General features: G+C 64.1%; 23 protein-coding genes, 1 tRNA gene and 1 riboswitch. Of the genes, 8 read left to right on the plus strand and 16 right to left on the minus strand.

Annotated elements, in window-relative coordinates:
- Nucleotides 1-199 precede the first annotated feature (199 nt).
- The 3 genes from AC0VYP_RS23445 (at nt 200) to AC0VYP_RS23455 (ending at nt 3,783) form a co-directional block, all read left to right on the plus strand.
- Nucleotides 200-970 carry a hypothetical protein gene (locus AC0VYP_RS23445; protein ID WP_475471862.1) on the plus strand — a complete coding sequence of 257 codons (771 nt, stop codon included), beginning with the start codon at nt 200-202 and terminating at the stop codon, nt 968-970.
- Between the two features lie 324 nt (nt 971-1,294).
- Entirely contained in the window at nt 1,295-2,815 is a 1,521-nt protein-coding gene (locus AC0VYP_RS23450; protein WP_475471864.1) for a hypothetical protein, read from the plus strand.
- A 164-nt stretch (nt 2,816-2,979) separates the two neighbouring features.
- Nucleotides 2,980-3,783 (plus strand): hypothetical protein, encoded by an 804-nt coding sequence (locus AC0VYP_RS23455; protein ID WP_475471866.1) that lies wholly within the window; start codon nt 2,980-2,982, stop codon nt 3,781-3,783.
- Nucleotides 3,784-3,894: 111 nt separating this feature from the next.
- Here AC0VYP_RS23455 and tenA read toward each other — a convergent pair whose 3' ends face one another.
- From tenA to AC0VYP_RS23475, 4 genes are all read right to left on the minus strand, one after another.
- The gene (gene tenA, locus AC0VYP_RS23460) at nt 3,895-4,599 is read right to left on the minus strand and encodes a thiaminase II (protein ID WP_475471868.1); all 705 of its coding nucleotides are present in this window, start codon (nt 4,597-4,599) and stop codon (nt 3,895-3,897) included.
- Nucleotides 4,591-4,717, minus strand: a riboswitch (TPP riboswitch). It overlaps the preceding gene by 9 nt.
- A gap of 176 nt (nt 4,718-4,893) precedes the next feature.
- The gene (locus AC0VYP_RS23465; protein WP_475471869.1) at nt 4,894-5,301 is read right to left on the minus strand and encodes a pyridoxamine 5'-phosphate oxidase family protein; all 408 of its coding nucleotides are present in this window, start codon (nt 5,299-5,301) and stop codon (nt 4,894-4,896) included.
- A gap of 62 nt (nt 5,302-5,363) precedes the next feature.
- Nucleotides 5,364-6,026 (minus strand): response regulator, encoded by a 663-nt coding sequence (locus AC0VYP_RS23470; RefSeq protein ID WP_475471871.1) that lies wholly within the window; start codon nt 6,024-6,026, stop codon nt 5,364-5,366.
- A gap of 1,394 nt (nt 6,027-7,420) precedes the next feature.
- On the minus strand, nt 7,421-8,890 hold the full coding sequence (locus AC0VYP_RS23475; RefSeq protein ID WP_475471872.1) for an NAD-dependent succinate-semialdehyde dehydrogenase: 1,470 nt from the start codon (nt 8,888-8,890) through the stop codon (nt 7,421-7,423).
- 228 nt (nt 8,891-9,118) lie between these two features.
- On the opposite strand from AC0VYP_RS23475, the gene AC0VYP_RS23480 reads away from it, so the two are divergent.
- Nucleotides 9,119-9,194 (plus strand) — tRNA-Arg (locus tag AC0VYP_RS23480).
- 123 nt (nt 9,195-9,317) lie between these two features.
- Here the strand turns inward: AC0VYP_RS23480 and AC0VYP_RS23485 are convergent.
- The 3 genes from AC0VYP_RS23485 to AC0VYP_RS23495 are packed head-to-tail and all read right to left on the minus strand — an operon-like array spanning nt 9,318 to nt 12,426.
- Nucleotides 9,318-10,517 carry a tyrosine-type recombinase/integrase gene (locus AC0VYP_RS23485; protein WP_475471874.1) on the minus strand — a complete coding sequence of 400 codons (1,200 nt, stop codon included), beginning with the start codon at nt 10,515-10,517 and terminating at the stop codon, nt 9,318-9,320.
- 23 nt (nt 10,518-10,540) lie between these two features.
- On the minus strand, nt 10,541-10,750 hold the full coding sequence (locus AC0VYP_RS23490) for a helix-turn-helix transcriptional regulator (RefSeq protein ID WP_475471875.1): 210 nt from the start codon (nt 10,748-10,750) through the stop codon (nt 10,541-10,543).
- On the minus strand, nt 10,747-12,426 hold the full coding sequence (locus tag AC0VYP_RS23495; RefSeq protein ID WP_475471876.1) for a replication initiator: 1,680 nt from the start codon (nt 12,424-12,426) through the stop codon (nt 10,747-10,749). The genes AC0VYP_RS23490 and AC0VYP_RS23495 overlap by 4 nt, the downstream gene beginning before the upstream one ends.
- Before the next feature lie 35 nt (nt 12,427-12,461).
- Here AC0VYP_RS23495 and AC0VYP_RS23500 point away from each other — a divergent pair, with 35 nt between their 5' ends.
- Complete coding sequence (locus AC0VYP_RS23500; RefSeq protein WP_475471877.1) at nt 12,462-12,698, plus strand: hypothetical protein; 237 nt, start codon at nt 12,462-12,464, stop codon at nt 12,696-12,698.
- Here the strand turns inward: AC0VYP_RS23500 and AC0VYP_RS23505 are convergent.
- From AC0VYP_RS23505 to AC0VYP_RS23515, 3 genes are all read right to left on the minus strand, one after another.
- On the minus strand, nt 12,665-14,086 hold the full coding sequence (locus tag AC0VYP_RS23505) for a cell division protein FtsK (RefSeq protein WP_475471878.1): 1,422 nt from the start codon (nt 14,084-14,086) through the stop codon (nt 12,665-12,667). The genes AC0VYP_RS23500 and AC0VYP_RS23505 overlap by 34 nt on opposite strands.
- On the minus strand, nt 14,086-14,334 hold the full coding sequence (locus AC0VYP_RS23510; RefSeq protein WP_475471880.1) for a hypothetical protein: 249 nt from the start codon (nt 14,332-14,334) through the stop codon (nt 14,086-14,088). Before AC0VYP_RS23510 ends, AC0VYP_RS23505 begins: the two co-directional genes overlap by 1 nt.
- A gap of 112 nt (nt 14,335-14,446) precedes the next feature.
- Nucleotides 14,447-14,860 (minus strand): plasmid replication, integration and excision activator, encoded by a 414-nt coding sequence (locus tag AC0VYP_RS23515; RefSeq protein WP_475471882.1) that lies wholly within the window; start codon nt 14,858-14,860, stop codon nt 14,447-14,449.
- A 302-nt stretch (nt 14,861-15,162) separates the two neighbouring features.
- Between AC0VYP_RS23515 and AC0VYP_RS23520 the strand changes: the two genes are divergently transcribed.
- Both AC0VYP_RS23520 and AC0VYP_RS23525 read left to right on the plus strand, forming a co-directional pair.
- Complete coding sequence (locus tag AC0VYP_RS23520) at nt 15,163-15,900, plus strand: XRE family transcriptional regulator (protein ID WP_285758115.1); 738 nt, start codon at nt 15,163-15,165, stop codon at nt 15,898-15,900.
- A 13-nt stretch (nt 15,901-15,913) separates the two neighbouring features.
- Nucleotides 15,914-16,390: an NUDIX domain-containing protein gene (locus AC0VYP_RS23525; protein ID WP_475471883.1), complete on the plus strand. Its 477-nt coding sequence runs from the start codon at nt 15,914-15,916 to the stop codon at nt 16,388-16,390.
- A 4-nt stretch (nt 16,391-16,394) separates the two neighbouring features.
- On the opposite strand, the gene AC0VYP_RS23530 is transcribed toward AC0VYP_RS23525, so the two are convergent.
- From AC0VYP_RS23530 to AC0VYP_RS23545, 4 genes are all read right to left on the minus strand, one after another.
- Nucleotides 16,395-16,946, minus strand: a complete 552-nt coding sequence (locus tag AC0VYP_RS23530) for an HD domain-containing protein (RefSeq protein WP_475471884.1) — start codon at nt 16,944-16,946, stop codon at nt 16,395-16,397.
- A 9-nt stretch (nt 16,947-16,955) separates the two neighbouring features.
- Entirely contained in the window at nt 16,956-17,435 is a 480-nt protein-coding gene (locus tag AC0VYP_RS23535) for a GntR family transcriptional regulator (protein WP_475471885.1), read from the minus strand.
- 174 nt (nt 17,436-17,609) lie between these two features.
- Nucleotides 17,610-17,882, minus strand: a complete 273-nt coding sequence (locus AC0VYP_RS23540; protein WP_475471887.1) for a hypothetical protein — start codon at nt 17,880-17,882, stop codon at nt 17,610-17,612.
- Nucleotides 17,879-18,127 carry a hypothetical protein gene (locus tag AC0VYP_RS23545; protein ID WP_475471889.1) on the minus strand — a complete coding sequence of 83 codons (249 nt, stop codon included), beginning with the start codon at nt 18,125-18,127 and terminating at the stop codon, nt 17,879-17,881. Before AC0VYP_RS23545 ends, AC0VYP_RS23540 begins: the two co-directional genes overlap by 4 nt.
- 189 nt (nt 18,128-18,316) lie before the next feature.
- On the opposite strand from AC0VYP_RS23545, the gene AC0VYP_RS23550 reads away from it, so the two are divergent.
- Complete coding sequence (locus tag AC0VYP_RS23550; RefSeq protein WP_475471891.1) at nt 18,317-19,036, plus strand: helix-turn-helix domain-containing protein; 720 nt, start codon at nt 18,317-18,319, stop codon at nt 19,034-19,036.
- 10 nt (nt 19,037-19,046) lie between these two features.
- On the opposite strand, the gene AC0VYP_RS23555 is transcribed toward AC0VYP_RS23550, so the two are convergent.
- Nucleotides 19,047-21,143: an ATP-dependent nuclease gene (locus AC0VYP_RS23555; RefSeq protein WP_475471893.1), complete on the minus strand. Its 2,097-nt coding sequence runs from the start codon at nt 21,141-21,143 to the stop codon at nt 19,047-19,049.
- A 1,578-nt stretch (nt 21,144-22,721) separates the two neighbouring features.
- Nucleotides 22,722-23,795, minus strand: a complete 1,074-nt coding sequence (locus AC0VYP_RS23560) for a sulfite exporter TauE/SafE family protein (protein WP_475471895.1) — start codon at nt 23,793-23,795, stop codon at nt 22,722-22,724.
- Between the last annotated feature and the right edge of the window lie 16 nt (nt 23,796-23,811).

Consider the following 23,811-nt stretch of genomic DNA (forward strand, 5'->3'; position numbering starts at 1 on the left):
GATGGGTTGGGGCCCGAAGATTTCCCGGAATTCGGGTTGCGGTCACAACCGATCATGCTACGGTCACTTTTCGTAGCCGATCGCCACTCTGAGCGACAATCAGGCTTGCCGCCGTCGAGGGGACCACGCTGTGGCACGGAACAGCCGAAAAGAGCGCACGACGCGCTCCTTCGGTGTCGCCCGTGCCCTGAGGTCCCCAATGGCACGCCGCCTGATGGTCATCGGCGGGTTCATGGCCACGGCGTGGCTGGTCGGCTCCGCGCCGGCCGGAGCCGACGCATTGGCGACCCTGGACCGCGCCACCGAGGCGGTCACCACGACAGCCGCGGAACACAGCACGGCCGGAACGGAACTCCTCTCGGTCGCTCACACGGCGGAAAACATCGTGAGCGGAGCCCGTTCGGCAGTCACCGAGACGGTCCCCGCCACTGTGGTCGGCGAACAACACCCCGAAATCGTCCTTCCCGACCTCCAGGGGCTTCACCAGTTGACCACGCCCGTCGGTGCGATCGTCGGCATCACCCAGCCGGCCGGGCCCGCCAGGGCCGTACCGCCCCGAACGCTGCCGGCGGAGCCTGCGGTTGAGAACGGGACCGAGACCGAGGCAGAGCCCACCCCCCGCGAATCCGCGGAGGCCCCGGTCCTCAATGCCTCCCCCTCTCCCTCTCCTTCCGTGTCACCTCACCAGCCCGCAGCCCGGAGCGGACCGACCGCGTTCACCGCGGGCGCTCTGACGCACGCACCGGCTCCGGCGCCGGTCCTGCCCGACGAACCGGTCGCGTCAGCGCACCAGTCCGTCTCAGCAGGGTCCCCCCAGGCACAGAGCGGCGCTTTCCCCGGCGGGTTCGCCGGATACCTGGCCCACCAGCCCGTCGCCCCCAAGGGCGATGCGCTGGCGTCGGCGACCAGGCACGCGCTGGAACTCGTCCCGCAGCAGCCCGCGGACGAGCACTTCTCCTCCCCCGACTAGCCGACCGGACCGACCGCCGGATCTCTTCCCGGCGACAGCAGGCACTCGCAGACGTCATGGCACGTGCGACAGCCCCTGCCCGTACCGGCCTTCGGCCGGCGGCTCCCCCTCCCAGCGCCTCTTCCGCTGGGGGTTGACCTGAGTCCCGTAACCCCGTCCCACGGGATTCAGGTCAGCCAGTGGTCCGCCAGACCTCACAGCTGACTCCCGGCACGCCAGCCCGCACCGTCCTCGGACACGCGAGGCGGCCGGCCCCTAATCACACATGAGTACCGCGGCGCGGCCGGACAGGCCCGCCCCCACTGACAACACCGAAGGACCTCTATGTTCACGTTCGCCCGCAAATCCGCCAAAGCCATTCTGCTCACCGCCGGGGTGGCGGGATTCGTCGGCCTGGGAACCGGAATCGCAGTCGCGGACAGTATGCTGCCCACCGGAAACCTCGGTGCCCCTCTCGGCGGGAGCGCGGACGCGCTCGGTGCGACCGGTCTGACCAAGGCCCTGCCCACGGGCGCCCTGGGCGGGCAGGGCCGCCTGCCCCAGAGCGGCCCGACCGGCCTGGGGCTCACGCCCACCGGAGGCGTCGTGGAGACCCTGGCAGGCGCTCCCGCCGGTACCGTCGCCCCGCACGTTCCGACCGTGGCCGGAATCCCCGAGCAGGTCTCCGACGAGGTGGACGAGGCCACCGGTGTGCGGGAACTTTTGGCCGAAACCCCGTTGAGCGCACTGGACACCCGCTCGCCGCAGTCGCACCGGGCGACCTCCGACCTGGGGACGAAGCAGGTCCGCGACGGAGCGGACACGCTGCTGGACGGGTTGGGCGACGGTGCGAGCCAGCTGAGCGCCGGCGCGGACCAGTTGAACGAGGGGGCCGGCCAACTGACGGTGAAGTCGGTCGCGGACAGCGCGACCGCCGGCCTGGGCACCGACCTCACCGAAAAGACGCAGCTCGGGGGCCCGGCGCTGGGCGGCGTGACCGGTCTGGTGCCCAAGCTGGACCTGGACTCGCTGACCGGCGGCGCCCGCGAGCCCCAGCACCACCGCACCGACCTGGCCGACCTGCCCCAGCAGCAGCCCGACACCCTGATCGCGACCCCGTCCGTCGGTGAGCTGATCGCACCGGCAGAGGCCCTTGTCGCCGGCCTGTCCACCGGTGACCTGACCCGCATGCTCGACGGAGCGAGCCTGCCCGGCACTGCGCGCACCGCACAGGCCGGCCCGGCGGGCCGTCCCGACACTGTTGCCGTTCCGATCGAGGGCGGCAGCGTCGGCGTCCTGAGCGGGCGCGACTCCATCGAGCAGCAGCTCGTGACCAAACTGACCGGGATCGAGCTTCCCGCACTGCCCGGCGGCACCCGCGAAAGCCAGCAGGGCACGGCGCTGTCACCGCTGGAGGGCGTGGACATGGGCGTGCTCAACGCCGAACCCGCCATCGAGGAACAGCTGGCCGACGCGGTCGTCGGGCTTGCCCCCCGCCAGTTCCAGAGCGGCCCCGCAACACCCGCCGGCGTTCCGGCCGGCCTCCCGCACTTCGAGAACGGGATTCCCGGCACCAACCAGGAGCAGGCCCCGAGCGGGCTGGTCACCGGCACCAACCTCGCCACTCCGGCCCACGTCGTCGGCAAGGCCGCCAGCGACGTGCTCACCGAGACCAAACTGACCAACGACCTGCTGGCCAGTCTGCCCCGCCAGCAGCAGGCGTCCCCCGTGTCCGTCCCGGTCGAACTTCCCGGCCTGCCCCGCCTGTCGGCGGTCGAGCGGCTCCCCGAGCTGCCCGTGGACACCGGCGTGACCACCTCCGACCGCTCGATCACCGACGAACTGCCCGGGCTGCCCCTCCTGTAGTACGGACCGCCTTTCACCGGGCCCGGAAGCACCCGCCCGTTTCCGGGCCCCACCCCCTTCGGCCACGCCGCCCGGCACGGCCGTTCCCCGCGCGTGGGTCGGTTTCGCACCAGGGCCATGACCGACGCGCCAGCCAGCGAACACCCGACACGAGGAAGACCACGATGTTCACCTTCGCCCGTACGTCCGCCAAGACCCTCCTGCTGACTGCCGGCTTCGTCGCGCTGAGCGGCGGGATCGCCTCCGCCGCGATCGTCAACGGCTCCGCCACCGACCTCAACGCCGTGGCCCAGACCGGCACCGTCGCCGAGAAGATCACCGGCCCGATCACCGCGTCCCTCGGCGGCCTGCCCCGCACCTCCCAGGCCGCACCGGAGCTGTCGCCCGCCGAGGCCACCGACCTGGGCAGCCAGTTGGGCGACCTCAACACCGGCCTGGCCACCCTCCCCCGCCTGCTCATCATCGGCGACCCCGGGGTGGCCACCCCGCTGGGGGCCAACGGGCTTCCCACGACGAAGGTGCACCAGAGCTCCCCGGTTGACCTGGTTGACCTGGCCGCGCTGCCCACTGCGTCCGCGCTTCCCGGCGGTGCCGCCCTGGCCGGTCTGCCGGGCTCGCTTGCGCTGCCCGACCAGACCGTGGTGCTGCCGGAGCAGCCCGTCACCCTGCCCGCGCCCGCGCGCAGCGCGCAGGCCGCGCCGGTGGGGTTGCCCGCCGGGCTCCCGGAGCTGAGCGACGTGACCGCACTGCCCGGCACGGTCGCACCGGCGACCACCAAGGAGCTGCGGGACCAGGTCCAGGTGCAGCAGGCCGGCATCGATTCCGCTGTCGGCCAGGTCACCGGGCTGGCCTCCGCCGCCGGCACGATCGGTCTGCCCGAGGCGCGGACGGACTCCGTGGCGCCGGGTGACCTACTCGGCGGACTGACCGAGGGCGTGGACATCAACAGCGGGCTGCCGCTGCTGTAGGCGACATAGCAGGGGTGGCTCGCTCCCGGCCTGTTTCCTACCGGGAGCGAGCCACCCCCAGGGTTGTTCCCCAGATGTGGCACGGTCGGATCACTGGCGACCGTGCAGGGCTCAGCTGTCGGAGCCTACGGGGGTCCAGTCCTCCAGGGACCACGCCATCTGCCAGAAGCGGACCTCGTGATGGACACTGGCCACGAACGCCTTCTCGATCCGCTCCAGCTCCGCAACTCCCGCCTGAGCCGCCAGTTCGTCGAGCAGACCCCGGAGCCGGGTCAGGGTGCTGCCCATCGAGGGGTCGGCGTAGAAGGCCCACCAGCCGTGGAAGGGGTGGTCCTCTCCAAGGGTCCCCTCGGCGAGGAAGCGCTGCGCCGACCACAGGTAGGTCCACGGGCAGGGCAACAGCGCCGCCAGAAGAACGGCGAGACTGTCGCGCCCCGCTTCCATCATGTGGTTGACGTAGGCCTGCGCGCTGGGGGCGAGCACGTCCACCTGCGCGTCGGCGTAGCTGGTTCCCGCGAAGTCGCACAGCGCCTGGTGGGCGTGGTCCTCCTCGCTGAGCACGAAGGCCACGCTGTCGTGGAAGTAGCGCATCCACTCGCGGTCGGGCGAGAGCGCCAACCCCAGGCCGTAGCAGCGGATGTAGGCGGTCAGGTACTGGTGGTCCTGGCCGACGTAGTGCAGCACCTGCTCCTTGGCGAGTGTGCCCGCACGCATCCCCCGCAAGAACGGATGCTGGTAGAAGGCCTCGAAAAGGTCGGCGTGCCGACGGCCCAGCTCGGCTGTGAAACCGGTTTCATCAGGGGCAACAGGAATCATGCCCAACGTCCCTCCGCTCGTGTCAACGAGATCAGGTTCGACGGGTTCGGGCCGATCGGCCCGTCTCAGTCCTGCGTCCGCGGGAACGGACGGTCTCGGGACACCCCGCGTGGTTACGGCCATCACAGTACTGGAGCGCTGCGCCGTCGGGCATGGCGGCGTCGGCGAACGCCGGTGCGCGGCCGGTACCGGCTCGCGCCGAAGAGGCGAGGCCCTTGGGTGGTTCCTGCGACGGTCCCTGTATCCGTCGGCAACGGGGACGATCACGGCCCCGGCCGCCGGGGCGCGACCGGGTCACCCGGGTATGCGCCGGCCGGTGACGATGTCGGTCTCGATGCGGATGTAGTGCGCGCGGTCCCCGGGGGCCCATGCCCGCAGCGGGAGGGTCCGAAGCTCGGCGAGTTCGGCGAGGTCGGTCACCGCGCGGCCGATGCCCACGACCGTGACGGACCACCCGGTGCGCTCGTAGACGTCGTAGTCGTCAACCTCGAAGGCGACCACGGAGTCGCGAGTCGCCTGGGCCAGCTTCGTGTCCGGTGCGGTGCGCACGATGATGTCGGCTCCGTGCAAGGTGAAGTTCACTGGTTGGATCGCGGGCAGCGCCCGATCGGTGAAGACGATGCGCCCGATCGGTGCCGCGGCGAGCAGGCGCAGGCACTCGGCTCGCCTGAGGATCTCAAGGCCCGCGGTGTCGGTCCGCATCCCGTCCTGCCCCTCCCCGCTCGATCCACTGCTCGGGCGGTCCGGCCGCCCACTGGCGAGGATCAGTTCCCCTTGCCGCGCAACTGGGCGACGAGGACCGCCGCCTGCGTCCTGCGCTTGAGGTCGAGCTTGGCGAGCAGGCTCGACACGTAGTTCTTGACCGTCTTCTCCGCCAAGTAGAGGCGATCGCCGATCTGGCGGTTGGTCAACCCCTCACCGATGAGGTCGAGGATCTGGCGTTCCTGCGGGGTGAGCACCGCCAGCGGGTCGGTCTTCCCTCCGCGGCCGCGGAGCCGGTCGAGCATTCTTCCCGTGCTCTTGGGATCCAGCAGCGAGCCTCCGGAGGCGACGGTGCGGACCGCGCCGACCAGGTCGGCTCCGTGGATCTGTTTGAGGACGTATCCGGCCGCGCCGGCCATCACCGCGTCGAACAATGCCTCGTCGTCGGCGAACGAGGTGAGCATCAGGCAGGCGATCTCGGGGTGGCCTGATCGGATGTCGCGGCAGACTCCGACCCCCGAACCGTCGGGGAGCCGGACATCGAGTACGGCGACGTGGGGACGAACCGCCGGAACCCGACTCATCGCCTGTTCGGCGGTGCCGGCCTCTCCGACGACGCGCATGTCGCCTTCGCCCTCCAGCAGTGCGGCGACCCCCCGTCGCACGACTTCGTGGTCGTTGACCAAGAACACCTTGATCGGATCAGGCGTGGCCGCCCTGGACATCGCTAGCCTCCACCGTTTCGCTGCCGAAGTCTCCCCTCTCGACCGTAACGCTCCGCTCCGGCGGGGACCACGCCGAATGACTCAATTGGCCGGGGACGAAGGTCCTGAAACAGACATCCGCCCAGCAGGCCGGCCACTCCGGGAAACCGCTTTTCCCACAAGAAAATGAACAATTTTCACCCACCGATCGAAAGAGACGACGAGAAGCACACAGACCCTCGACTCCCCAGATCGTCCAGGAGTACGCGAACCCACTTCACAAAACGATGCGAAGCAATCAGGAGATATACGCACAGCGACACAAAACCGCAGGCCAGAGGGCCATCAATCGAAGAATCCCCGCCCCCGGCCACCGAACCTCACACCGGATACCAATGAAATCCGAATACCCTTTTCGAAGGATGATCCAGATCCGCGAAAAATTCCGCGACGGCAACGTACCGCGCCGCCCGAACCGAGCAGGGGGCACCCGACCCAGCTCGCTCGTGGCACACTCCGTGGAAAATCCCCCACCTTGAGTAACGATTCGGATTGCGACGCCCTCCACGGCTCCGCCGCCCCGGTCCGCGGACCGAGCCCCTCGCCGTGGAGCGCGTCCCGGTCCAGCAGGGGCTCCTGATCCATCCCCGCTCACCACCGACATCGACACCGACACCGACACCGAGGAGAACGATCGGGTGGTCAGCGACCCGGTAACCGGAGCACTCCGGGCAGACCGCCACCGGTGAGGCAGCCGCGCCCTCCCCCCGAGGCTCTTGGCATACCCGGGGCGACCGGGACCCGGTCCACGCGCATTCGTGTTTCTCCTCCCGCGTCCCGCTCCGCGGCTGGAGCGGCTTTCGGCAGACGCCGGTACTGGATCCGCGCGGCGGCACCGTTCAACACCCGCTCGCTGACGGTGCCCCCGCTAGCACGACGTCGCGTTGGCGTCGTCGATCATCACCCGGGGCACGCCGGGCCGCTACAGCACGCCCGAGTACCAGGGCCGGCCCCGGCTGCGGATCGAGCGGCGGCCGTCGCCCTGGGCCGGGTGGAGGATCTCGGGCGCAACGCCCGCCGTGCCTCTTTCCCGACGGTCCGCGCAGGACAGCGCCCACTGCCGGCAAGGGGGCCAAAAAAGATTGAGCCCGGGGAATTCCGGGGATCATGTACCCGTTGTGCAGGGTACGGGTCGGCGCGGTAGAAAGTGTCCCCCGGGCTCCAATTAACAGCCTTCGCGGAATACCGCGTCCGGCGTCCACTCCGGTGGTCGCCCGGACGGTCTTCGGAGCCGCGTTGTGCAATCCGCCGTGAGGCGACCGCCGTGCCGTCCTGTCAGTGAACGGTCCCGCCGGGCGAAAGCCGGGCGGGACCGTTCGCGTTTCCCCAGGAAGACCAACCTTCGTGTCCTCGGCTCAGATACCGCCGACCCCCACGTACTTGGTCTCCAGGTATTCGTCGATTCCCACTCGTCCGCCCTCACGTCCCAGCCCCGACTGCTTGACCCCGCCGAAGGGGGCTGCCGGGTTGGACACGATCCCCTGGTTGAGGCCGATCATCCCGCTCTCCAACGCCTCACTGACCCGGAAGGCGCGGGCGAGATCCCGGGTGTAGAGGTAGGCGACCAACCCGAACTCGGTGTCGTTGGCGGCCTCGATCACCTCGGCCTCGGTCTCGAAGGAAATAACGGGGGCCACCGGACCGAAGATCTCGGTGGTGGAGAGCTCGCTGTCCTTGGGGACGTCGGTGAGGACCGTGGGCTGGTAGAAGTACCCGGCCCCTTCCCCAGCGCTGCCGCCCAGAAGCACCCGCGCCCCACGACTGACGGCGTCGTCCACCAGGCTCTGGACCTTCTGCCGCGCCTTGTCGTCGATGAGCGGACCGACGTCCACCCCCTCCTCGACTCCCGGGCCCACGGTGAGGGCCGCCATCCGTTCGGTGAGCCGGCGCGCGAACTCCGCTGCCACCCCGGACTGGACGTAGAAGCGGTTCGCGGACGTGCACGCCTCGCCGATGTTGCGCATCTTGGCCTGCATCGCACCGTCCACCGCGGCATCGAGGTCAGCGTCGTCGAAGACGACGAAGGGCGCGTTGCCGCCCAGTTCCATGGAGGTCCGCAGGACCTGTTGGGCGCTCTGCTCCAGGAGCGAACGCCCGACTCCGGTGGAGCCGGTGAAGGAGAGTTTGCGGATCTGGCCGCCGCGTAGCAGCGGTTCGGTCAGCGCACCGGCGCTGGTGGTCGGCAGGACGCTGAGCACGCCCTCGGGAAGACCGGCCTCGGCGAGGATGCCGGCGAGTGCCAGCGCGGACAGCGGTGTCTGCTGGGCGGGCTTGAGGATCATGGTGCACCCGGCGGCGATCGCGGGGCCGATCTTGCGGGTCCCCATGGCCATGGGGAAGTTCCACGGGGTGATGAGCATGGTGGGCCCGACCGGTTGGCGCATCACCAGGAAGCGGGCCTTTCCGTCGGGTGAGAGGGAGTAGCTGCCCTCGATCCGCACGGCCTCCTCCGCGAACCAGCGGAAGAACTCGGCGGCGTAGGCGATCTCGCCCTTGGCCTCGTTGAGCGACTTGCCCATCTCCAGTGTCATGAGAAGGGCGAGGTCGTCCTGGCGTTTCAGCATCAGCTCGTAGGCGGACCGCAGGATCTCGCCGCGTTCCCTGGGCGGATACTTGCCCCAGACGGGCTGGGTCGCGACCGCCGCGTCGAGGGCGGCACGGGCATCGTCGGAGGAGGCGTCGGCGACCTCGCACAACGGTTTTCCGGTCGAGGGGTCCTCGACCGCGAAGACCTCCCCCGAGGCCGCGCCCCGCCACTCCCCCCCGACGAACAACTGCTTGGCGGCGCTGTCGATGAGTCGGGCGGCACGCTCTGTCATGGTCATATCCGGTTCCTCACTCCCACTTCGACGGCTGCGACCCGCCTCTGGCCGGGTCAACCCCGTAAGGAGACGACTTCCCGCCGTGGGCGTCCGCTAACAGGAGCGCGGCGCTCGGAGTCCGAGAGCGCGGCGGGGCTACCCGGCCCCGGTCAAACCAGTCCGGGGCTGCACCCACGCTGTGCTAGAGTTTTTCACGTCGGAAGGCACACCAACCGACACAATTGAAGACACGCACTCGTAGCTCAACGGATAGAGCATCTGACTACGGATCAGAAGGTTGGGGGTTCGAGTCCCTCCGAGTGCACCAGCTGAAAACAGCAAAGAAACCGCCGGACCTGCGCATTCGCGCAAGACCGGCGGTTTTTTCATGCCCGCTGGAACCTCCCCCGAAGCACTGCGGTGCACATTCAGTGCACACGGCCCGGTTCCCTCACGCGGTGAGCGCGCGCAGCCGGGCGATGTCCATCGCGTCGGCCACCTCGTCCAGGCGGTCGGGGAAGAGGTGCCCGTAGCGGTCCAGGGTCATGGTCGCGGTGGCGTGGCCGAGCATCGCCTGAACCACCTTCACGTCGGCCCCGGCGGCGATCGCCAACGACGCGGCCGTGTGCCGCAGCTTGTGCGGGGTGAGCCCCATCTCATCCAGCCCGGCGGCCTTCACCGCCTTGCCGAACTCCCGGTTGCGCCAGTTGCGCAGCCGCAGCGGCGTACCCCGCCGAGTGGTGAACACCAGACCGTCGGCACCCCGCCCCTGCACGAAGGGCCGCAGCTCCGGAACGAGCGAGGTGGGGACGGGCACCGTGCGGAACTTGCCCGTCTTGGGTGGCTGTTCGATCAGCTCACCCTCTACCTCGGCGAAGGTCGTCACGACCCGGATGCGCTTGCGGTCCAGGTCCACCCGGCCCACCCGCAGCGCGGCGGCCTCGTTCCAGCGCAGCCCCGTGTAGGCCAGCAGCAGGACGAGCGCCCGGTTGTTGTGCGCCGAGGCCGACACCTGGTCGTAGCTCGTACGCAGCGACGCGGCGGCGTTGGCGAGCGCTTCCACCTGGACGTGGTCGAGGTAGACGTGTTCGGCCTCACTCGACTTGGGCAGCGGCATCCCCTTGGCCGGGTTGAAGGGGATGCGCCGGGGGACGCACCACCCCAGCACCATCGAGAGGACGGTGACCGCCCCGCGCGTCTGGGATGCGCCCAGGTTGGCCCCGCCCTCGTGGCGCGGCTTCTGAAGCAGGGCCACCCACACCGCGATGTCCTCGGAGTACACGGCCGTCAACGGCAGGGCACCCCAGCGGGGAAGAACGTGGCTGTCCAGGAGCGCCCGGTACTTCCACCAGGTCGAGCGCTTGATGTCGGTGCGGGCACTCAGCCACTTCTCGGCCATCTCCCCCACGGTGACCTTGCCGTCATGGGGGTTGCGGTAACTGCCCTCGTGGAGGCTGTTCTCGATCTCCGTCTGCCGCTTCTCGGCGTCGGGCTTCTTCTGGAACGTCCCGCCGCTCTTGATCCGGCCGGCAGGGTCGTAGTACCGGACCATCCAGCGCCCCGGGGGTGTGCGCTTGGCGGCCTTGGCCTTCTTCACCGACGCGGTATAGCTCTTGTCCTTGGTCCGGTCGTAGATCCACGCGCGAGCCATCAGACTTCCTTTCCGTTGAGGGGTCAGCGGGTGAGCACCCAGTCGTGGACCTCGGAGGGGACGTAGCGCACGTAGCGGCCGACCCGGTGCGAGGGCGGACCGTCGTTCTTGTAGCGCCACTCATAGAGGGTCTTCGCGGGCACCCGCAGGTAGGCGGCGGTGTCCTTGACCGACCACAGGACGGGAGCGGTCCGGGGCCCGGAAGGCTCCACAGTCACCGTCGTCGTACTCATGCCACCCTCGTCTCTGCGGTTGCCGAAAGGTCGTTGGCTTGTCTCGCTTGGTCGAGTTGGGCGCGGCGTTTCAGGGACTCCCCGACGGCCCGCAATAGGCGGTGTTCGCGGGGTGGGACGTCGGGGTCGGTGGGTCGGGCCAGTTCCCACATGGTGTTGTTGTCGGTTCGGGCGAGCCGGATCGGTGTGTCGGTGTTGTCGTCGGGGTCGGTGTCGGGGTCGATGCCGAGGGTGTCCAGGACCCAGGCGAGGCGGTCGGCCTTGTGGTCGGCCAGGGTCTTTCCCGACCACTTGCGCGAGACCAGGACCCGGCGCCCGGCATATCCCAGGTATTCGCGTTTGTGGGCCTTGGAGGAGCAGTAGCCCGGTCGCATTCCGGCTTTGGCGTCCTTGGGCTGCACCCCGTAGCGAAGCCAGTTGGCGCAGCGGGGTGAGCACGGTTCGAAGCGCAGCGCGTGGACGAGGCGGTCAACGTGCTGTTCCTGTCGGTCGGTCTCGATCGCATGGCATCCCGCGATGTCCTTGGTGAGGTACTTGGCGAGGTAGCGCACGCACCGGTCAGCGTCGGCCGAACCCGCCAGGACGCCTTTGGCGTCGATTTGGGGTCCGAAGCGCACCACGTGCATGGGTTGGGCGTCCTCGTCGGCGTCGAGGGAGTCCAGGGCCTCGTCCCAGGTGGGGACAAGTTCACCTGTGGAGGTGTCAACATAGCGTCCGGTGTCCTCGTCCCAAACAGGCAGGCCATCGCCCGCGTAGACCACCTCGTCGGCGGTGGGCCACCACACCTGGTGATAGGTGGCCGCAGCGATCTGCTTCAACTCACTACGGGGGATCGTTCCCCGGGTGGCCATGTGCAGGTGCGGAGCCAACCGCCGCTGGGGTTCTACCGCCGCGAAGTACTGGACGTCGTAGCCCACGACGCGGCGCAGGTTTTGGACGAAGCGGTCGATGAGTTTGGAGAAGTGCAGCGCGTCGCGGGCCGCGCGTCGGTAGTCATAGGTCGAGAAATCGACCGGGGTTCCATCGGAGCGCACGCGGCCGTAGGTGTCGCAGGTCAGGGTGATGAACAGTGAGGGCCGGAAGGTCGCACCCGATTCGGGATCGGTGAAGGTCTGTCCCACGGTCCTTTTGGTCATGGGCCGTTTGGGAAGATCCGGAGCGTCTTGTCGGCGTCGGGTGGAGCGGGTGCGGCGCGCTTTGGTGGGAGCGTCCGTAGCGGATCCGGCTTTGCCGCGCAGGCCGGAGGCGGTGATCTCGGTGTCCAGGTCCGCGATCGCCGCATCCAAGGCCGCGAGGTCTTCAGGGGTGGCGTGTCCGGTCGCGGCCAGCGCGTCACGCTCAGCGGTGACCATCGCCCTCTTGGCCACCCATTCCCGTTGGGTGTGCGTGGGGTCGTCGGGGGTAATGACCGGTTCATTTGTGAGGTGCCAGCCCTCTTCGCACTGGGTGCGCCGGATCGAGCGTTTTCTCTTCGCACACGCCGGGCACCGGGATTCCAAGGTCGCCCCGCAGGGGACATCGACGATGCTGGTTTGCCCGGTGTCCAGGGCGGTACGACGCAGGGAGACGGGGCGGATGCACACGCCTTTGTCGGCGGCGATCTGTTCGGCCACTTCCCGCGCCAGGGGTTGGGCCATACGTTCGGCGCGGGTGGATTTACCGGTCGGAGTCGGCATCAAAGCACCCCCGATCCAGAGGGTGAGAGGCACAGGTGAGGACCATCGGTGATGGGACGCGGGGAGGCATTCGGGGGGTGTACCTGATCAGCCCTGTCTTCAGCCTGGTGGGAGCTCTGGCCGGGATGCTGGTGGCCTACGTGCAACAGCACACCGGGCTTCTGGTGTTCTGCGCGCTGTCGGCGCTGCTCATATCGGGGTTCCTCGTGTTCTTGCTGGTGAGGCTGTATCGCCAACGTCAGCACGGTTCCACCGCCTCGCAAGAGCCGTAGTCGTCGGTCATGGCGGTGATGTCCTCGTCGGAGACGTAGGCCGCGCGCACGCGCACCGGCACGGGTGAGCCTTCTAGGCGGACGAACGCCACGCCGGGTAGGTCGGGGTCGATGAGATGGGCGTTGGCTCCGCGATCCCGTGCGCCTTCTCCGAGGACCATGTCCACCTGGGTCGCTTCGTCGAGTCGTAGGGCGATCTTGTCGGGGAAGAGGTTGCGCAGGTTCATCACCTCTTTACGGGGGTCCTGCAACGCGGCCAGGACCGTGAAGCCGACCGAGCGGCCTTGGGAGGTGAGGGTGGCGATGGCGTTCTCCGCGCGTCGGCGCACGTCGCGATCAGGGTGGTAGGCCGTCAGGAACGCGACTTCGTCCAGGACCACGACCACGAACGGGTCAGCCACCGTCGGGGTATGTGAGCGCTGTTTGCCCGCGTAGCGCTCGGCCCGTTCCTGCATGTCGGTGACCGCTGTTTCGAGGAGGGTCACCGCGGTTTCGCCGGTGTCGGCGTAGCGGGCGAAGAGAGCGCGGCCGTAGGACAGTTCCATGCGTTTGGGGTCGATCGCCCACACCTGCGCCGTGCCGTCTTGCAGGGCGGGGAGCATGGCGCGAATCGCCGACCAGATCACCGAGCCCTTGCCCGCCCCCGTCACCCCGACTACCAGGACGTGGGTTCCGTGGAGTTTGAGCAGCCACGGGGTGCCGTCCTCACGTTGACCCACCGGGAGAGCGTCCAGGTCCGCGACGTCGGGGATCGGTAAGGCGTTGATGGGGTTGGCGAGGGTGTCGCGTCGGGGGAACTCCAACACGATGTCGCGTGCGCCAAGGGTGGTGACGCGGCAGGAGGGTGCGCCGAATCCGTGGGCCAGCTCGGTCACACGCTCCTCAAAATGCGCCGGAGTGGTGCCGGCTACCAACCTGACCCGGACCCGGTCGGACCACTGCGAGCAGGTGACCCGGCGAATCCGGGGCAGGTATTGGCGTTCGGCGTAGGTCTCGGCCAACCCGGCGACGACCAGGACGGGTTGCCAGTGGCGCCGGTAGACCCACACCCACCGCCACGCCGCGATGACCCGCAAACCGATGTGGGTCCGGAACGTCTGGGGCCAGCGCCGCCACCACACCAACAACCCGATGTCAACCACCGACCACAGGGCGGCCAAGGCTCCCCAGCCCAGGAAGTAGCCGACCAGCCCCGAGACCGTCACGGTCCCCACAGCCACGGGGAAACGGAAGGGCAGGCGGGCGAGGAAGGCGACGATGCGCCCGATCCACCGGCCGATGATCAGGATTCCAGGGGTTTCGACGACCGGGGTGGAGAAGCGGAAGGCGTGGGCGGGAACGGGAGCGGTCAACGTGACCTGATGGGTTCCGGGCTTGTTGGACAGCATCAGAACCCCTCCCCGTCCACCTGGGCGCGTGCAGCGGCGAGTTGGGCGCGTGCGTTGGCAGCGACGCGCAGGGCGTCGGGGTCGGGCGACTCTTCCGCGATGCGGTCCATCAGGTCGGCTTTGCGTTGGAAGAACGCGAGGTTGTCGGTGGGGGTGAGGTCGGTTCGAGCGGCGCGGGTCTGCACCTCGGCCAGGAACGCGGCGATGTCGCGGGCAGTGACCGGGCGCGGGTGTTGGGGGGACGTCATAGCCTGTAGGCACCTCTTCTGGTGTTCATGGACTCGTCATCAGTGGCAACCGGAGAGGGTTGTTCGGGGGCGGTCTGATGCGTCAACATCAGGCCGCCCCACCAGCAAGTACTTACGCGGCGTCCTTCGCGGCGGGAGCCGCCGGGGAACGACGGTTACCGGTGCCGGGGGTTTTCACCCCGCGAGCACGCAGGGAGTAGGCCACCCGGGGACGACGCCCGGAGTCATCGACGTAGGGCATGACGGCCATCGCCTCGAACTCAATGGGCCGAAACGGCAATCCGGGGACCTCGTCGGGCAGGGTCGGGCAGTGCTCGGCGGCGACCTTGACCTTCACACTCTTGGCCTTGCCCCGCGCGTTGGGATCGGCGTCGATCACATCCACCGCCCACAACGGCAACCCGTTGTCCTTGTCGGTCTGGGGCTTCTTCGTCTCGAAGTCCGTGATCGCCTCCACCCCAAGCGCGTAGGCACCATGGGGGAAGACCACACCGAACTCCACCGGCAACGCACCCTGAATCGCCATCAGTCAGCACTCCTTCTCGTCTGTTTCCTGGTCGGGATGGCACGCGGCACCCGCGTTGAGCTGCACCCCGCAAATATCGATACATGTATAGCATGTATCGAACTGTGGTGTCAGTGGTTACCCCTCAGCGCTCGGTCGGTGAACCCTGCTCCGGTCCTCCTGCCGGAGGTGGGAGTCTTGGGTTCTTCGGACACTTAGAGCATCGGCCATGAGGACGGGACGCGATCACTACATGGCTGGACGTGTTCGGGACGTCTCGATAATGTGAGCGCGTCCTTAGAAGTCCTGCGAACACGGAGTTCATGCCAAACGAGAGGCTGCGCGCCGCCCTACTCGAACGGGGACTGACACCGGCCAGCCTCGCCGAGTCCATCGGCGTGGACACCAAGAGCGTCGAGCGGTGGATCAGTCTCGGCCGCACGCCCTACCGCCGCCACCGCTATTCGGTCGCCGCGCGTCTGGGGGTGGACGAGACGTATCTGTGGCCCGAGGCGTTGACGCGGGAGCAGAGCACGGCCGCGTCCGAGAGCGAGATCGTCGCCCTCTACCCCAACCGGTGGAGTGTGCCCCGGGACGAGTGGAAGCGGCTTTTCTCCTCCGCCGAACGCGAGATCGGAATCCTCGTCTACAGCGGGTTCTTCCTGGCCGAGGACGCAAGCGTGGCCCGGTTGCTGGCCGAGAAGGCCGGGGCCGGGGTGCGGGTGCGCATCCTGTTGGGCGATCCCGACAGCCCGGCGGTGGCCCAGCGCGGTATCGACGAGGGCATCGACGACGCGATGGCCGCCAAGATCCGCAACGTCATCGTGCTCTACAAGTCGCTTCGCGCGGTGCAGGGAGTGGAGTTCCGCCTTCACGGAACGGTCCTGTACAACTCCATCTACCGGGGCGACGACCAGTTGCTGGTCAACACGCACGTCTACGGCGCACCGGCGGCCAACGCCCCGGTCTTCAACCTGCGCAAGGTGGCCGGCGGGACGATGGTCACCACCTACACCGAGAGCTTCGAGCGGGTGTGGGACGAAGCCGCACCCCTGGACTGAGGAGAGGCCCCTGATGGCACGGCGGATCGACTACTACGACGACCCCCAGGCCCCGGCCGCCAACAGCCTCGTTCCCTCGGTGAACGTGATCGTCGCCAACGACCACGGCGAGATCCTGATGATCCGCCGCAGCGACAACGACAACTGGGCGGTACCCGGGGGCGCGATCGACCTGGGCGAATCCGTGCCCGAGGCCGCGATCCGAGAGACGTTGGAAGAGACCGGGATCGAATGCGAGATCACCGGGATATCGGGGATCTACAGCGACCCCAAGCACGTCATCCTCTACACCAGCGACGGAGAGGCTCGACAGGAGTTCTCCATCGTGCTTCTCGCCCGCCCGGTCTCGGGCGAGCCCACCACCAGCGACGAGTCACGCGAAGTCCGATGGGTTCCCAAAACCGAGTTGGCCGAGTGCGGGATGGACCGGTCCATGCGCCTGCGCATCAGCCACCACCTCGACGGCGGGCCCGCGCCCTACATCGGCTGACCAATCAGCGTGCGTCGGTGAGACGGTCTTCGATCGAGCGCACGGCCTTGATCAGGTCGGGTGAGGACCGGGTGATGGAGCGGTGCACGATGTCGCCCGGCTCATAACGCACCAGGATCTCGGAAAGACGCTGCTCAACAGGAAGATGCGTGCCGTCGGGGCCGGTGGTCATGTCGGAGTAGGTCAGCGCTTCCAACAACTCCGCGCGCGGGAGGCCGAACTCGCCCGCCAGGTCGCCGCGCATCCCCCGCTCTTCGGCTTCCACGAGCGCGCCGGAGTGGTGGGCCACCAGCGAGCACAGCTGCTCGTCGGCGTTCTCGACACTACGCAGGTAGCGGGCACCGTCCAAGGGGTGAAAACCCGTGTGGGCCAGGGCCGGTGAATACCCGATGTCGTGCAGCCAGGCCGAGGCCGTCACCAGGTCGGCATCGTCACCGAGCACACCGGCCAACGTCTGGGCCTGCTCCGCCACCCCTTGGGTGTGCGCCCATCGTCGGGGAAGCGGCTCTTGGAGGAGCCGCCGAGCAAGGTCGCGCGCCCACTGAACATGTCCCACATGTCCAGGCTAGCGCGAAGGGTTTTCAGGCCCGCGAACGAACCTGCCCTTACCGTGGACCGAGCGGATCAGCCCCGCCCCTTCCAGGTCCGAGAGCGCTTGACGCGCGGTACCCCGCGACACCTGGTAGGTCTGGACGATGGCCGCCTCACTGGGCAGTACTGCACCGGGAGCGAGCACGCCATCAGCGATCTGGACGCGTAGGTCGGTGGCGATCCTGCGGTACTGGGGCTGTTGCGTCGAGCCGCCCTCTTGGTCCTCGGGGTCGCACACGACCCGCCCGGTACCGGGAAGGGGCCGGATCAGCTTCTCTGATTCCAGTGACGCCAGCGCCCGGCGAATCGTGGTGCGCGAGACCCCGAACTCCTGCCCAAGGGCCGCTTCGGAGGGCAGGGGTGAGCCAGGGGGGAGGTCGCCATCGGTGATGCGCGTACGCAATGCGTCCGCGATCTGCGCGTAGGTCCCCCACCGGGTCGAGCGTGGGCTCACCAGTCCAGTCCCTTTCGATGTCACATCGCAGCACTGCACAAGATTTCAAACAGTTCGTCTATACAGTCTAGACAGTGCGTCTATTTTCGGTTCCTGCCTTGATCTCGTGTGCCGGAGAAGGCCGCGCGGCCGTGACAGGGGAAGGAGAACGCCATCGACCGCGCGGCGGTCTGGTCAGGCCAGCGGCCGAGGGCCAGTGGAGCCGGGCGGCTGCTTGCCGGTGAGGTGGATGCCGTTCTCGGAGAGAAGGGACTGACCCACGCGGGCCGGCGGGTCTTCCAGCTGCGCGACGAACTTCTCGACATCGGTCTCGATCAGGGTCGGCGCGTGTTCGCTGTCCCTGTCGCGCGTGCTCGCGATCCACAGCCGCTCGGTACGGCGGATGAACCACCGATCCCCGTACGTCACCCTGAGCAGCCGCAGCGTCGGGTCCTGTTCCTCGCTCATAGGGCCAACTCCAACGGCCGAGCCATGTCCAGGAGCACCGCGAGGCCCAACCGTGTCCGGTCTGCGCACTCCCGCCAGCGACGCTGCTCACTGTCCAACACGTAGGGGCGAACCAGAGCCGCTTTGGGCAGCACCGAGTAGGCCCGCGGCTCAGGGGTGAAGGCAAGCGGCACGTATGGTCGCGCACGCGAGGCCGAGCCTTTCCAGAGGTGTCCGATCTTGGGTCGCCCGATAGGGTTCCGCATGTTCCGCCTGCTCTCGATCAAGGTGGGACCGCGCCCCCGGAGTGCTTACGACACTCGCGGGGGTCTTCTCATCTGCGGAAACCCTCGCCTGATCAGGCGGACATGTGTACCCCGTATCGGACATCTTCAGGGACGTCTAGGGACGTCTTCTGTTATCGTCAGAGCCCCCGCGCCCCGGAGGTCACCCACGTGAACGAGGCCCTGCGACAGGCACTTGCCAACACGCACTTGACAGACACCGAAGTCGCCACACGCCTCGGAGTAGATCCGAAGACCGTGCGCCGCTGGCTGTTCGGCCAGAGGCCCTACCCCCGACATCAGTGGGCCGTCTCCGAACTCACGGGAGTGCCCGTAGCCGAACTCTGGTCAGAACCCGAAAAATCTCTGACCACCAGCAGCAATCAAAAGTCCCCTGTTGTCTATCCACATCGCTGGGAAGTCCCACATGAAGTTTGGGTGGACCACTTTGAGTCAGCTGAACACGAAATTGGAATACTCGCCTACAGCGGATTCTTTCTAGCTGAAGATACAAAAATTTTGCGCTTATTCGAACGCAAAGCTCAAGAAGGAGTACTGGTCCGAATCGCGCTTGGCGACCCCAACAGTCAAGTGGTCATACAACGGGGAATCGAAGAGGGAATCGGTAGATCAATAGCCGACAAAATTAAAAATGCACTAGTTTTATATCAGCAAATAAAAAACACGAAAGGTGTCGAGATTCGCTTACATAAGACCGTACTATACAACTCAATATACCAAGCCGACAAAAAAATTCTTGTTAATCAGCACATCTACGGATTACCTGCTACAAATTCACCAGTTATCTCTATAGAAGATTCAGAATTCTCCTCTCCGTACTTTGAGAGCATCAGAAAAACTTGGAGCGCATCTCAAGTTTTCGAAAAATAACCAAAAAGCATCAATCATCGAAAAAGCTTTGAAAAATAATATCAAATTCGCATTCACCTCCACCCGAAAAGACAGGTAGATTACGGATTTTCTCTGCAGTGTCTACTTCGTTTTTAAATTCTATTGCGTGTTGTACTTTTTGAGTCCCCACTGGACTAGGATAGTAAGCCTCGATATCCCCATGATTAAGTACGTATATTTTCTCTTTCCTCAACTCTTCAATCAGCTCTGCTTTGAGCACCCCAAGTCGGCAGGAATCAGCCAAGCGAAGAACCTCTCGCTTCGAATCTTTTTTCATAAAAGAAAAGAATGACTCCACCGACTCTTGGAAACTTCCCCAATTTCCCCCACTGCCCTGGAAAGCTTCATATGATTCAACAACTTCAACCCACAGAGCTTTAAAATCATTAGATTTAGCTGCTTCTCTTATTTTTTCCGTTTTTGGTATATTCGGCCCGCCATCAAGATCCCGAAGAACCGAGTGAAGTTCTTGAATCATTTCACTGTGTTTCTTTTTTGCCGCCTCCCCAGCTCCAAGCTTGGGAAACCCGTCAACAATCGCATCTAGATCTACGAGAACTCCGACCTCAACGTTAAATTCGCTAAAGAACCCTCTATACCGAGCGATCCCTTGCTTTCCTCCAACTCTTGCAATAGATACTGAATTTTTCGTAAAGCTCCAATCTTTATTCAGAGTTTTAGCGACATGCGGGAGCACCACCCTGTCAGTGTCTCCCTCTACCAACAAAACTTTTTTAGAAAAGAAAGCTATATCATTGTTTTCTTGACAAACAATCTGAAATTGATCTTTCATTTTCATGTTCGAAAGGTCAATTTGCCAAGGAATACTTGCCGGGGGGGCAAAAGAATAATCTTTAATCAACTTGACAAAAGCTCCAGTTACTCCAGGCTCATAGAAACTTGTCGAGTGAGTTGTAACAAAAACTTGATTTTTTGTAGAAAAAACTTTAAGAGCCTCGAAAAGCTGCTTCTGGGCGTTCGGGTAGAGGAAAAGCTCAGGCTCTTCAAACAGAAGCAAGTAAGGGCGCTCTACTTCTTCTTTATCCCCTCTCTCCGTTTCTTCTTTTAGAGAAACATAAGCTCGCAAAATTGCAAAAGTTATAGATCTCTTAAGTCCGTCTCCTTTGCTTTTAAATCCCCCTGCAACACCGTCATCAATAATGAGTCGAGCGTTAGAGAGAACTGACTTCAAGTTTGGTGGGGGGATTGTGATCCCTACTCTAATCTCAGGAAAAGCTTCTTGTAGATTACTCTCTAGAGCAGACTCGACTTTTTTCACCTCTTCCAGTCGCTCGTCTACCAGATTTCCATCGGCTAGTTCTCGCACATTCAAGTAACCTTGTATTTCTTCTAGCTTTTCTGCAACATTTCCAAGTTTCGATTTAACCTGACCAAAAAGTATTCCTATCAACTTTCCAAAAGTCGCACTTTCCACGGTTTTAACTTCATCCGAAAGTTCTTTGACCGCTGGGATGTAAACAACTTCCGGGAGAAAAGGTCCCATTGCTTTTTCAAAACCAACAGGAGGAGGAATGTCGGCCAGGCACTTCTTTTCTTCAGGAAGATTCTTTGCAACAACAGAAATCGCTTCTTTGACTTCTGCAATCTTCAAAGAGCTATCGAATTTCCCTTCCAGCTCGGGAAAATTCTCCTCTACCCAACCTTTAAGCGCATTTCCTCTTTTTCCTTTAGATCCCAGAGCTATAAAATCTTCTTTATATTTTTCCTCAAAAGGAATCTTAGAAACACACCAGAGCTTTCCTTTTCCTGGCCCCACATAGACGCGGGCAAGAGTCAATGACCCACTATCTAGGAGTCCTGAAATCCTTCTACTCTGTTCATCCGTAAGTCTTTTCAAATCATTTTCATCAATTTCATCCAGATCCACTTCAACTCGAATCGGTTCTGCCGGGTTATAAAAATCAATCTCGCTTAGCAAAGATCCTTCAAACAAAGCCCCCAATGCTTGAAGAACTGAAGATTTTCCAGCATTATTTTCTCCAATAAGACAAGAAAATCGAGAGACTCTAATTTCAAAATCTTTGACGCTTCGAAAGTTTTTAATCGCTAGTCGCTTGATGAGCACTAAAAAATCCTTGCCGATTTATGCTTTATGAGATCAAGGCTCCGGCGCTTCGCGCCGTCGCAGTACGGGGGTTGTGGCTCCGCCTGCGGGCTGCCGCCCGGTCCGGAGCCACAACCCCCGCTACTGAAGGTGTTGCGGTCCAGTAGCGGGATCACAGCACACCAGCGCCCCATTCGTCCCGACATCACCAAAAGTGATACGCATTTCTTTTCCCATGGCCACCTATGGCCACTGACGTGCTCGGATCGCGTGTCACTCGGTCGCGCGACGCTGACTGTCTGTGGTGACGGCCCCAGCGCGACCAAGCACCACGCCCCGAGACCGTGGTTGCCGAACACTGTGGCTGGGGAAGCGGTGGCGCGGGTCCGTCGAAAGGCGCGGCTCACCTTGGGCGAAGGCCCGTGGCGGACGCTCAGACCGATGCACATTCATTGCACATGGCTACGGGGGACGTCCGGGAACCATGGGAAACGTCCGAGAAGAATTTCCAGCTCAGAGGCCGTTTATACGAGCGGGAACCTGGTCGGCAAAGGGCGTCGGGAGATCAGAAGGTTGGGGGTTCGAGTCCCTCCGAGTGCACCAGCTGAAACACTGTTTGACCTGGGCGTTCTTTCTTCGGGAAGAGCGCCTTTGTCGTTTCCGGGCCCCTATGGGAGCCCGCCGGGAGCCCGTCCTATGGGAGCCCGAGACCCGCCCCGCACCATGGTTTCCGCGGCTCTCCCCGCACCGTTTCCACCGCCCCACCGTGATCCCGGCCATAGACCAAGTGTCAACGGGGCCGGTTGCGTTATCCACAGGCTGTGGACATACCGTCCGCTATACACAGATCTCGGCACCGAACATTCCCGCACCTGTGGGGGCTTCCTGTGCGGTGACCTGTTCCCCGCACGCGGGGGTCATCCCTGCACCTGTGTGGTCTTCCCGGCGCCCTCGCGGGTCGGCGGCCCTCATCAGCCACACGATGAAAGCCACCTTCTGATTTGATCAGCAGCAAAGCAGGCATTGAATCGACCAGGACTGCGCTCAACTGCCTGGTGTACATCAGGGTGAGCGAGCTCCATACGGCCTTGGATGTGCTAAAGCCGGTGCAGACTGGAAACGGATGAGGAAAGAAACCCCCTGAGCGGTAAGTGCTCCCAGCATGCCGTTGAGGTTGTTGCCCCGACCCGATTGCGAGCACTGCGGCAACGACACCATCGCGTTGGTGACCGTGACGGCACCCAGGGTGTTGCCGGCCCCGGGACCTTCATATCTCATGGTGGAGGTTCGACTGTGCGGTCTCCAGAGAACCCGCCTCCCGCGTTGTTCACCAGGACGCCGAATTACCCGCTTTCTTCCTCGATCTACTTCACCGCCACCAACGGTGAATTTGTCGCACGGTCGGATGGTGCGGGCGGCCAGGTTCAGGGCCCGGTCCGCCAACAGCAGGAAAACAGCAGAAAACGTAGAAACGAAAATACTGGAGCTTCTTGGCCATCAATTTTCCACCGACCCCCAGAATCAACACGAAGATCCCCGATCCCCTCAATCAAAATAATTAAAGAATCACCCATCTACAGTCAGTTTTATTGCCAAAACTCATGGGATCGAATTTTTCTGAAGCCCTTGGCCTCCAGCACCTATTCGCGAATCAGTTCTCATTAATTCTTCGACAGGTTCCATCGCATAACGATCGGACCGCACCATCAACAGTGACATCAGAGACAGGAGAGCCAGCAAAAGTCCGCTGACAACAGCAATTGTGACGGTAAAAGGAACCAGGAGGAAGGTGGTGACTACTTCCACAGCGATGAGGACGAAGAGGACCATCCGAATCGTCAGCGGCCCGAGAAGGGTGCAGATCCATGCTCCCAACGGTGCCCCCACGACGACAACCGGCACGGCAGCGATCCAGTACTCGACTACAGGGCCGGTGAACTGCCCGGTCATCAGTACGTGGGAGAGGAAACCAACGATGGAGACCACCGTCATCATGACGACGGTGGTCGGCGTGGCCACTTTCTCGGAAATTCGAAAGAACAAGACCATGAGCATAAAGGCAATACAATCCACCCCCACTCCGACCACACTGCTCAAGACTCCACCAAAAAAGCCGAACGAGACAATCAGGAGAAATTCATGCCAACCCCAGATCGGGATCTTTTCATGCCGGCGATATCCCTTTCGCTTCAACTGGAAGACAAGCGAAATCGCAAGGGCAAGGATCACCATGGTGAACAGGGAACGAACCATCGGCGCGGATACGTAAGGCATCAAAAAAACTGTCCCAAAAAGAATACCGATGCCCCCCGCCGCCGATCCATGAGCAACCGTTTTCCACTCGATCGGTACCCTGGCAATCAATATGGAAAGCGAAGCAGCCCCCATCCCTAAAGGCTGGATGGCGAATGTGAATACCCTCGCACGTTCAGGGGGCATCGAAAGGACTTTGGTCATAACAGGAAAGGCGACAGCGCCTCCCCCTTCACTGGTCCCACCACCTACCAGGGAACCTGGGATCATTGTCACCGCAATGACCCAATGATCAATCAGCACCTCGAAATAACGGTTCCCGAAGACGAGAAGCCAGATGGTCCATACCGACAAACCGATGACCATATTACAGACAAGCATCCGAGAAATACGTTTTTTTGAAACACTTGCAAGGGCCATCTGCCAATCTTAAGCT

The organism is Nocardiopsis sp. iso_186, assembly GCF_056173365.1.

Excerpts from the sequence above, each read along its gene's own strand:
- AC0VYP_RS23505 (WP_475471878.1), bottom strand. The coding sequence starts at position 14,086 with ATGCTGTCCAACAAGCCCGGAACCCATCAGGTCACGTTGACCGCTCCC.
- AC0VYP_RS23525 (WP_475471883.1), top strand. The coding sequence starts at position 15,914 with ATGGCACGGCGGATCGACTACTACGACGACCCCCAGGCCCCGGCCGCC.
- AC0VYP_RS23510 (WP_475471880.1), bottom strand. The coding sequence starts at position 14,334 with ATGACGTCCCCCCAACACCCGCGCCCGGTCACTGCCCGCGACATCGCC.
- AC0VYP_RS23545 (WP_475471889.1), bottom strand. The coding sequence starts at position 18,127 with ATGCGGAACCCTATCGGGCGACCCAAGATCGGACACCTCTGGAAAGGC.
- AC0VYP_RS23455 (WP_475471866.1), top strand. The coding sequence starts at position 2,980 with ATGTTCACCTTCGCCCGTACGTCCGCCAAGACCCTCCTGCTGACTGCC.
- AC0VYP_RS23495 (WP_475471876.1), bottom strand. The coding sequence starts at position 12,426 with ATGCCGACTCCGACCGGTAAATCCACCCGCGCCGAACGTATGGCCCAA.
- AC0VYP_RS23540 (WP_475471887.1), bottom strand. The coding sequence starts at position 17,882 with ATGAGCGAGGAACAGGACCCGACGCTGCGGCTGCTCAGGGTGACGTAC.
- AC0VYP_RS23445 (WP_475471862.1), top strand. The coding sequence starts at position 200 with ATGGCACGCCGCCTGATGGTCATCGGCGGGTTCATGGCCACGGCGTGG.
- AC0VYP_RS23520 (WP_285758115.1), top strand. The coding sequence starts at position 15,163 with ATGCCAAACGAGAGGCTGCGCGCCGCCCTACTCGAACGGGGACTGACA.
- AC0VYP_RS23485 (WP_475471874.1), bottom strand. The coding sequence starts at position 10,517 with ATGGCTCGCGCGTGGATCTACGACCGGACCAAGGACAAGAGCTATACC.
- AC0VYP_RS23560 (WP_475471895.1), bottom strand. The coding sequence starts at position 23,795 with ATGGCCCTTGCAAGTGTTTCAAAAAAACGTATTTCTCGGATGCTTGTC.
- tenA (WP_475471868.1), bottom strand. The coding sequence starts at position 4,599 with ATGATTCCTGTTGCCCCTGATGAAACCGGTTTCACAGCCGAGCTGGGC.
- AC0VYP_RS23490 (WP_475471875.1), bottom strand. The coding sequence starts at position 10,750 with ATGAGTACGACGACGGTGACTGTGGAGCCTTCCGGGCCCCGGACCGCT.
- AC0VYP_RS23475 (WP_475471872.1), bottom strand. The coding sequence starts at position 8,890 with ATGACCATGACAGAGCGTGCCGCCCGACTCATCGACAGCGCCGCCAAG.
- AC0VYP_RS23515 (WP_475471882.1), bottom strand. The coding sequence starts at position 14,860 with ATGGCGATTCAGGGTGCGTTGCCGGTGGAGTTCGGTGTGGTCTTCCCC.
- AC0VYP_RS23450 (WP_475471864.1), top strand. The coding sequence starts at position 1,295 with ATGTTCACGTTCGCCCGCAAATCCGCCAAAGCCATTCTGCTCACCGCC.
- AC0VYP_RS23470 (WP_475471871.1), bottom strand. The coding sequence starts at position 6,026 with ATGTCCAGGGCGGCCACGCCTGATCCGATCAAGGTGTTCTTGGTCAAC.
- AC0VYP_RS23465 (WP_475471869.1), bottom strand. The coding sequence starts at position 5,301 with ATGCGGACCGACACCGCGGGCCTTGAGATCCTCAGGCGAGCCGAGTGC.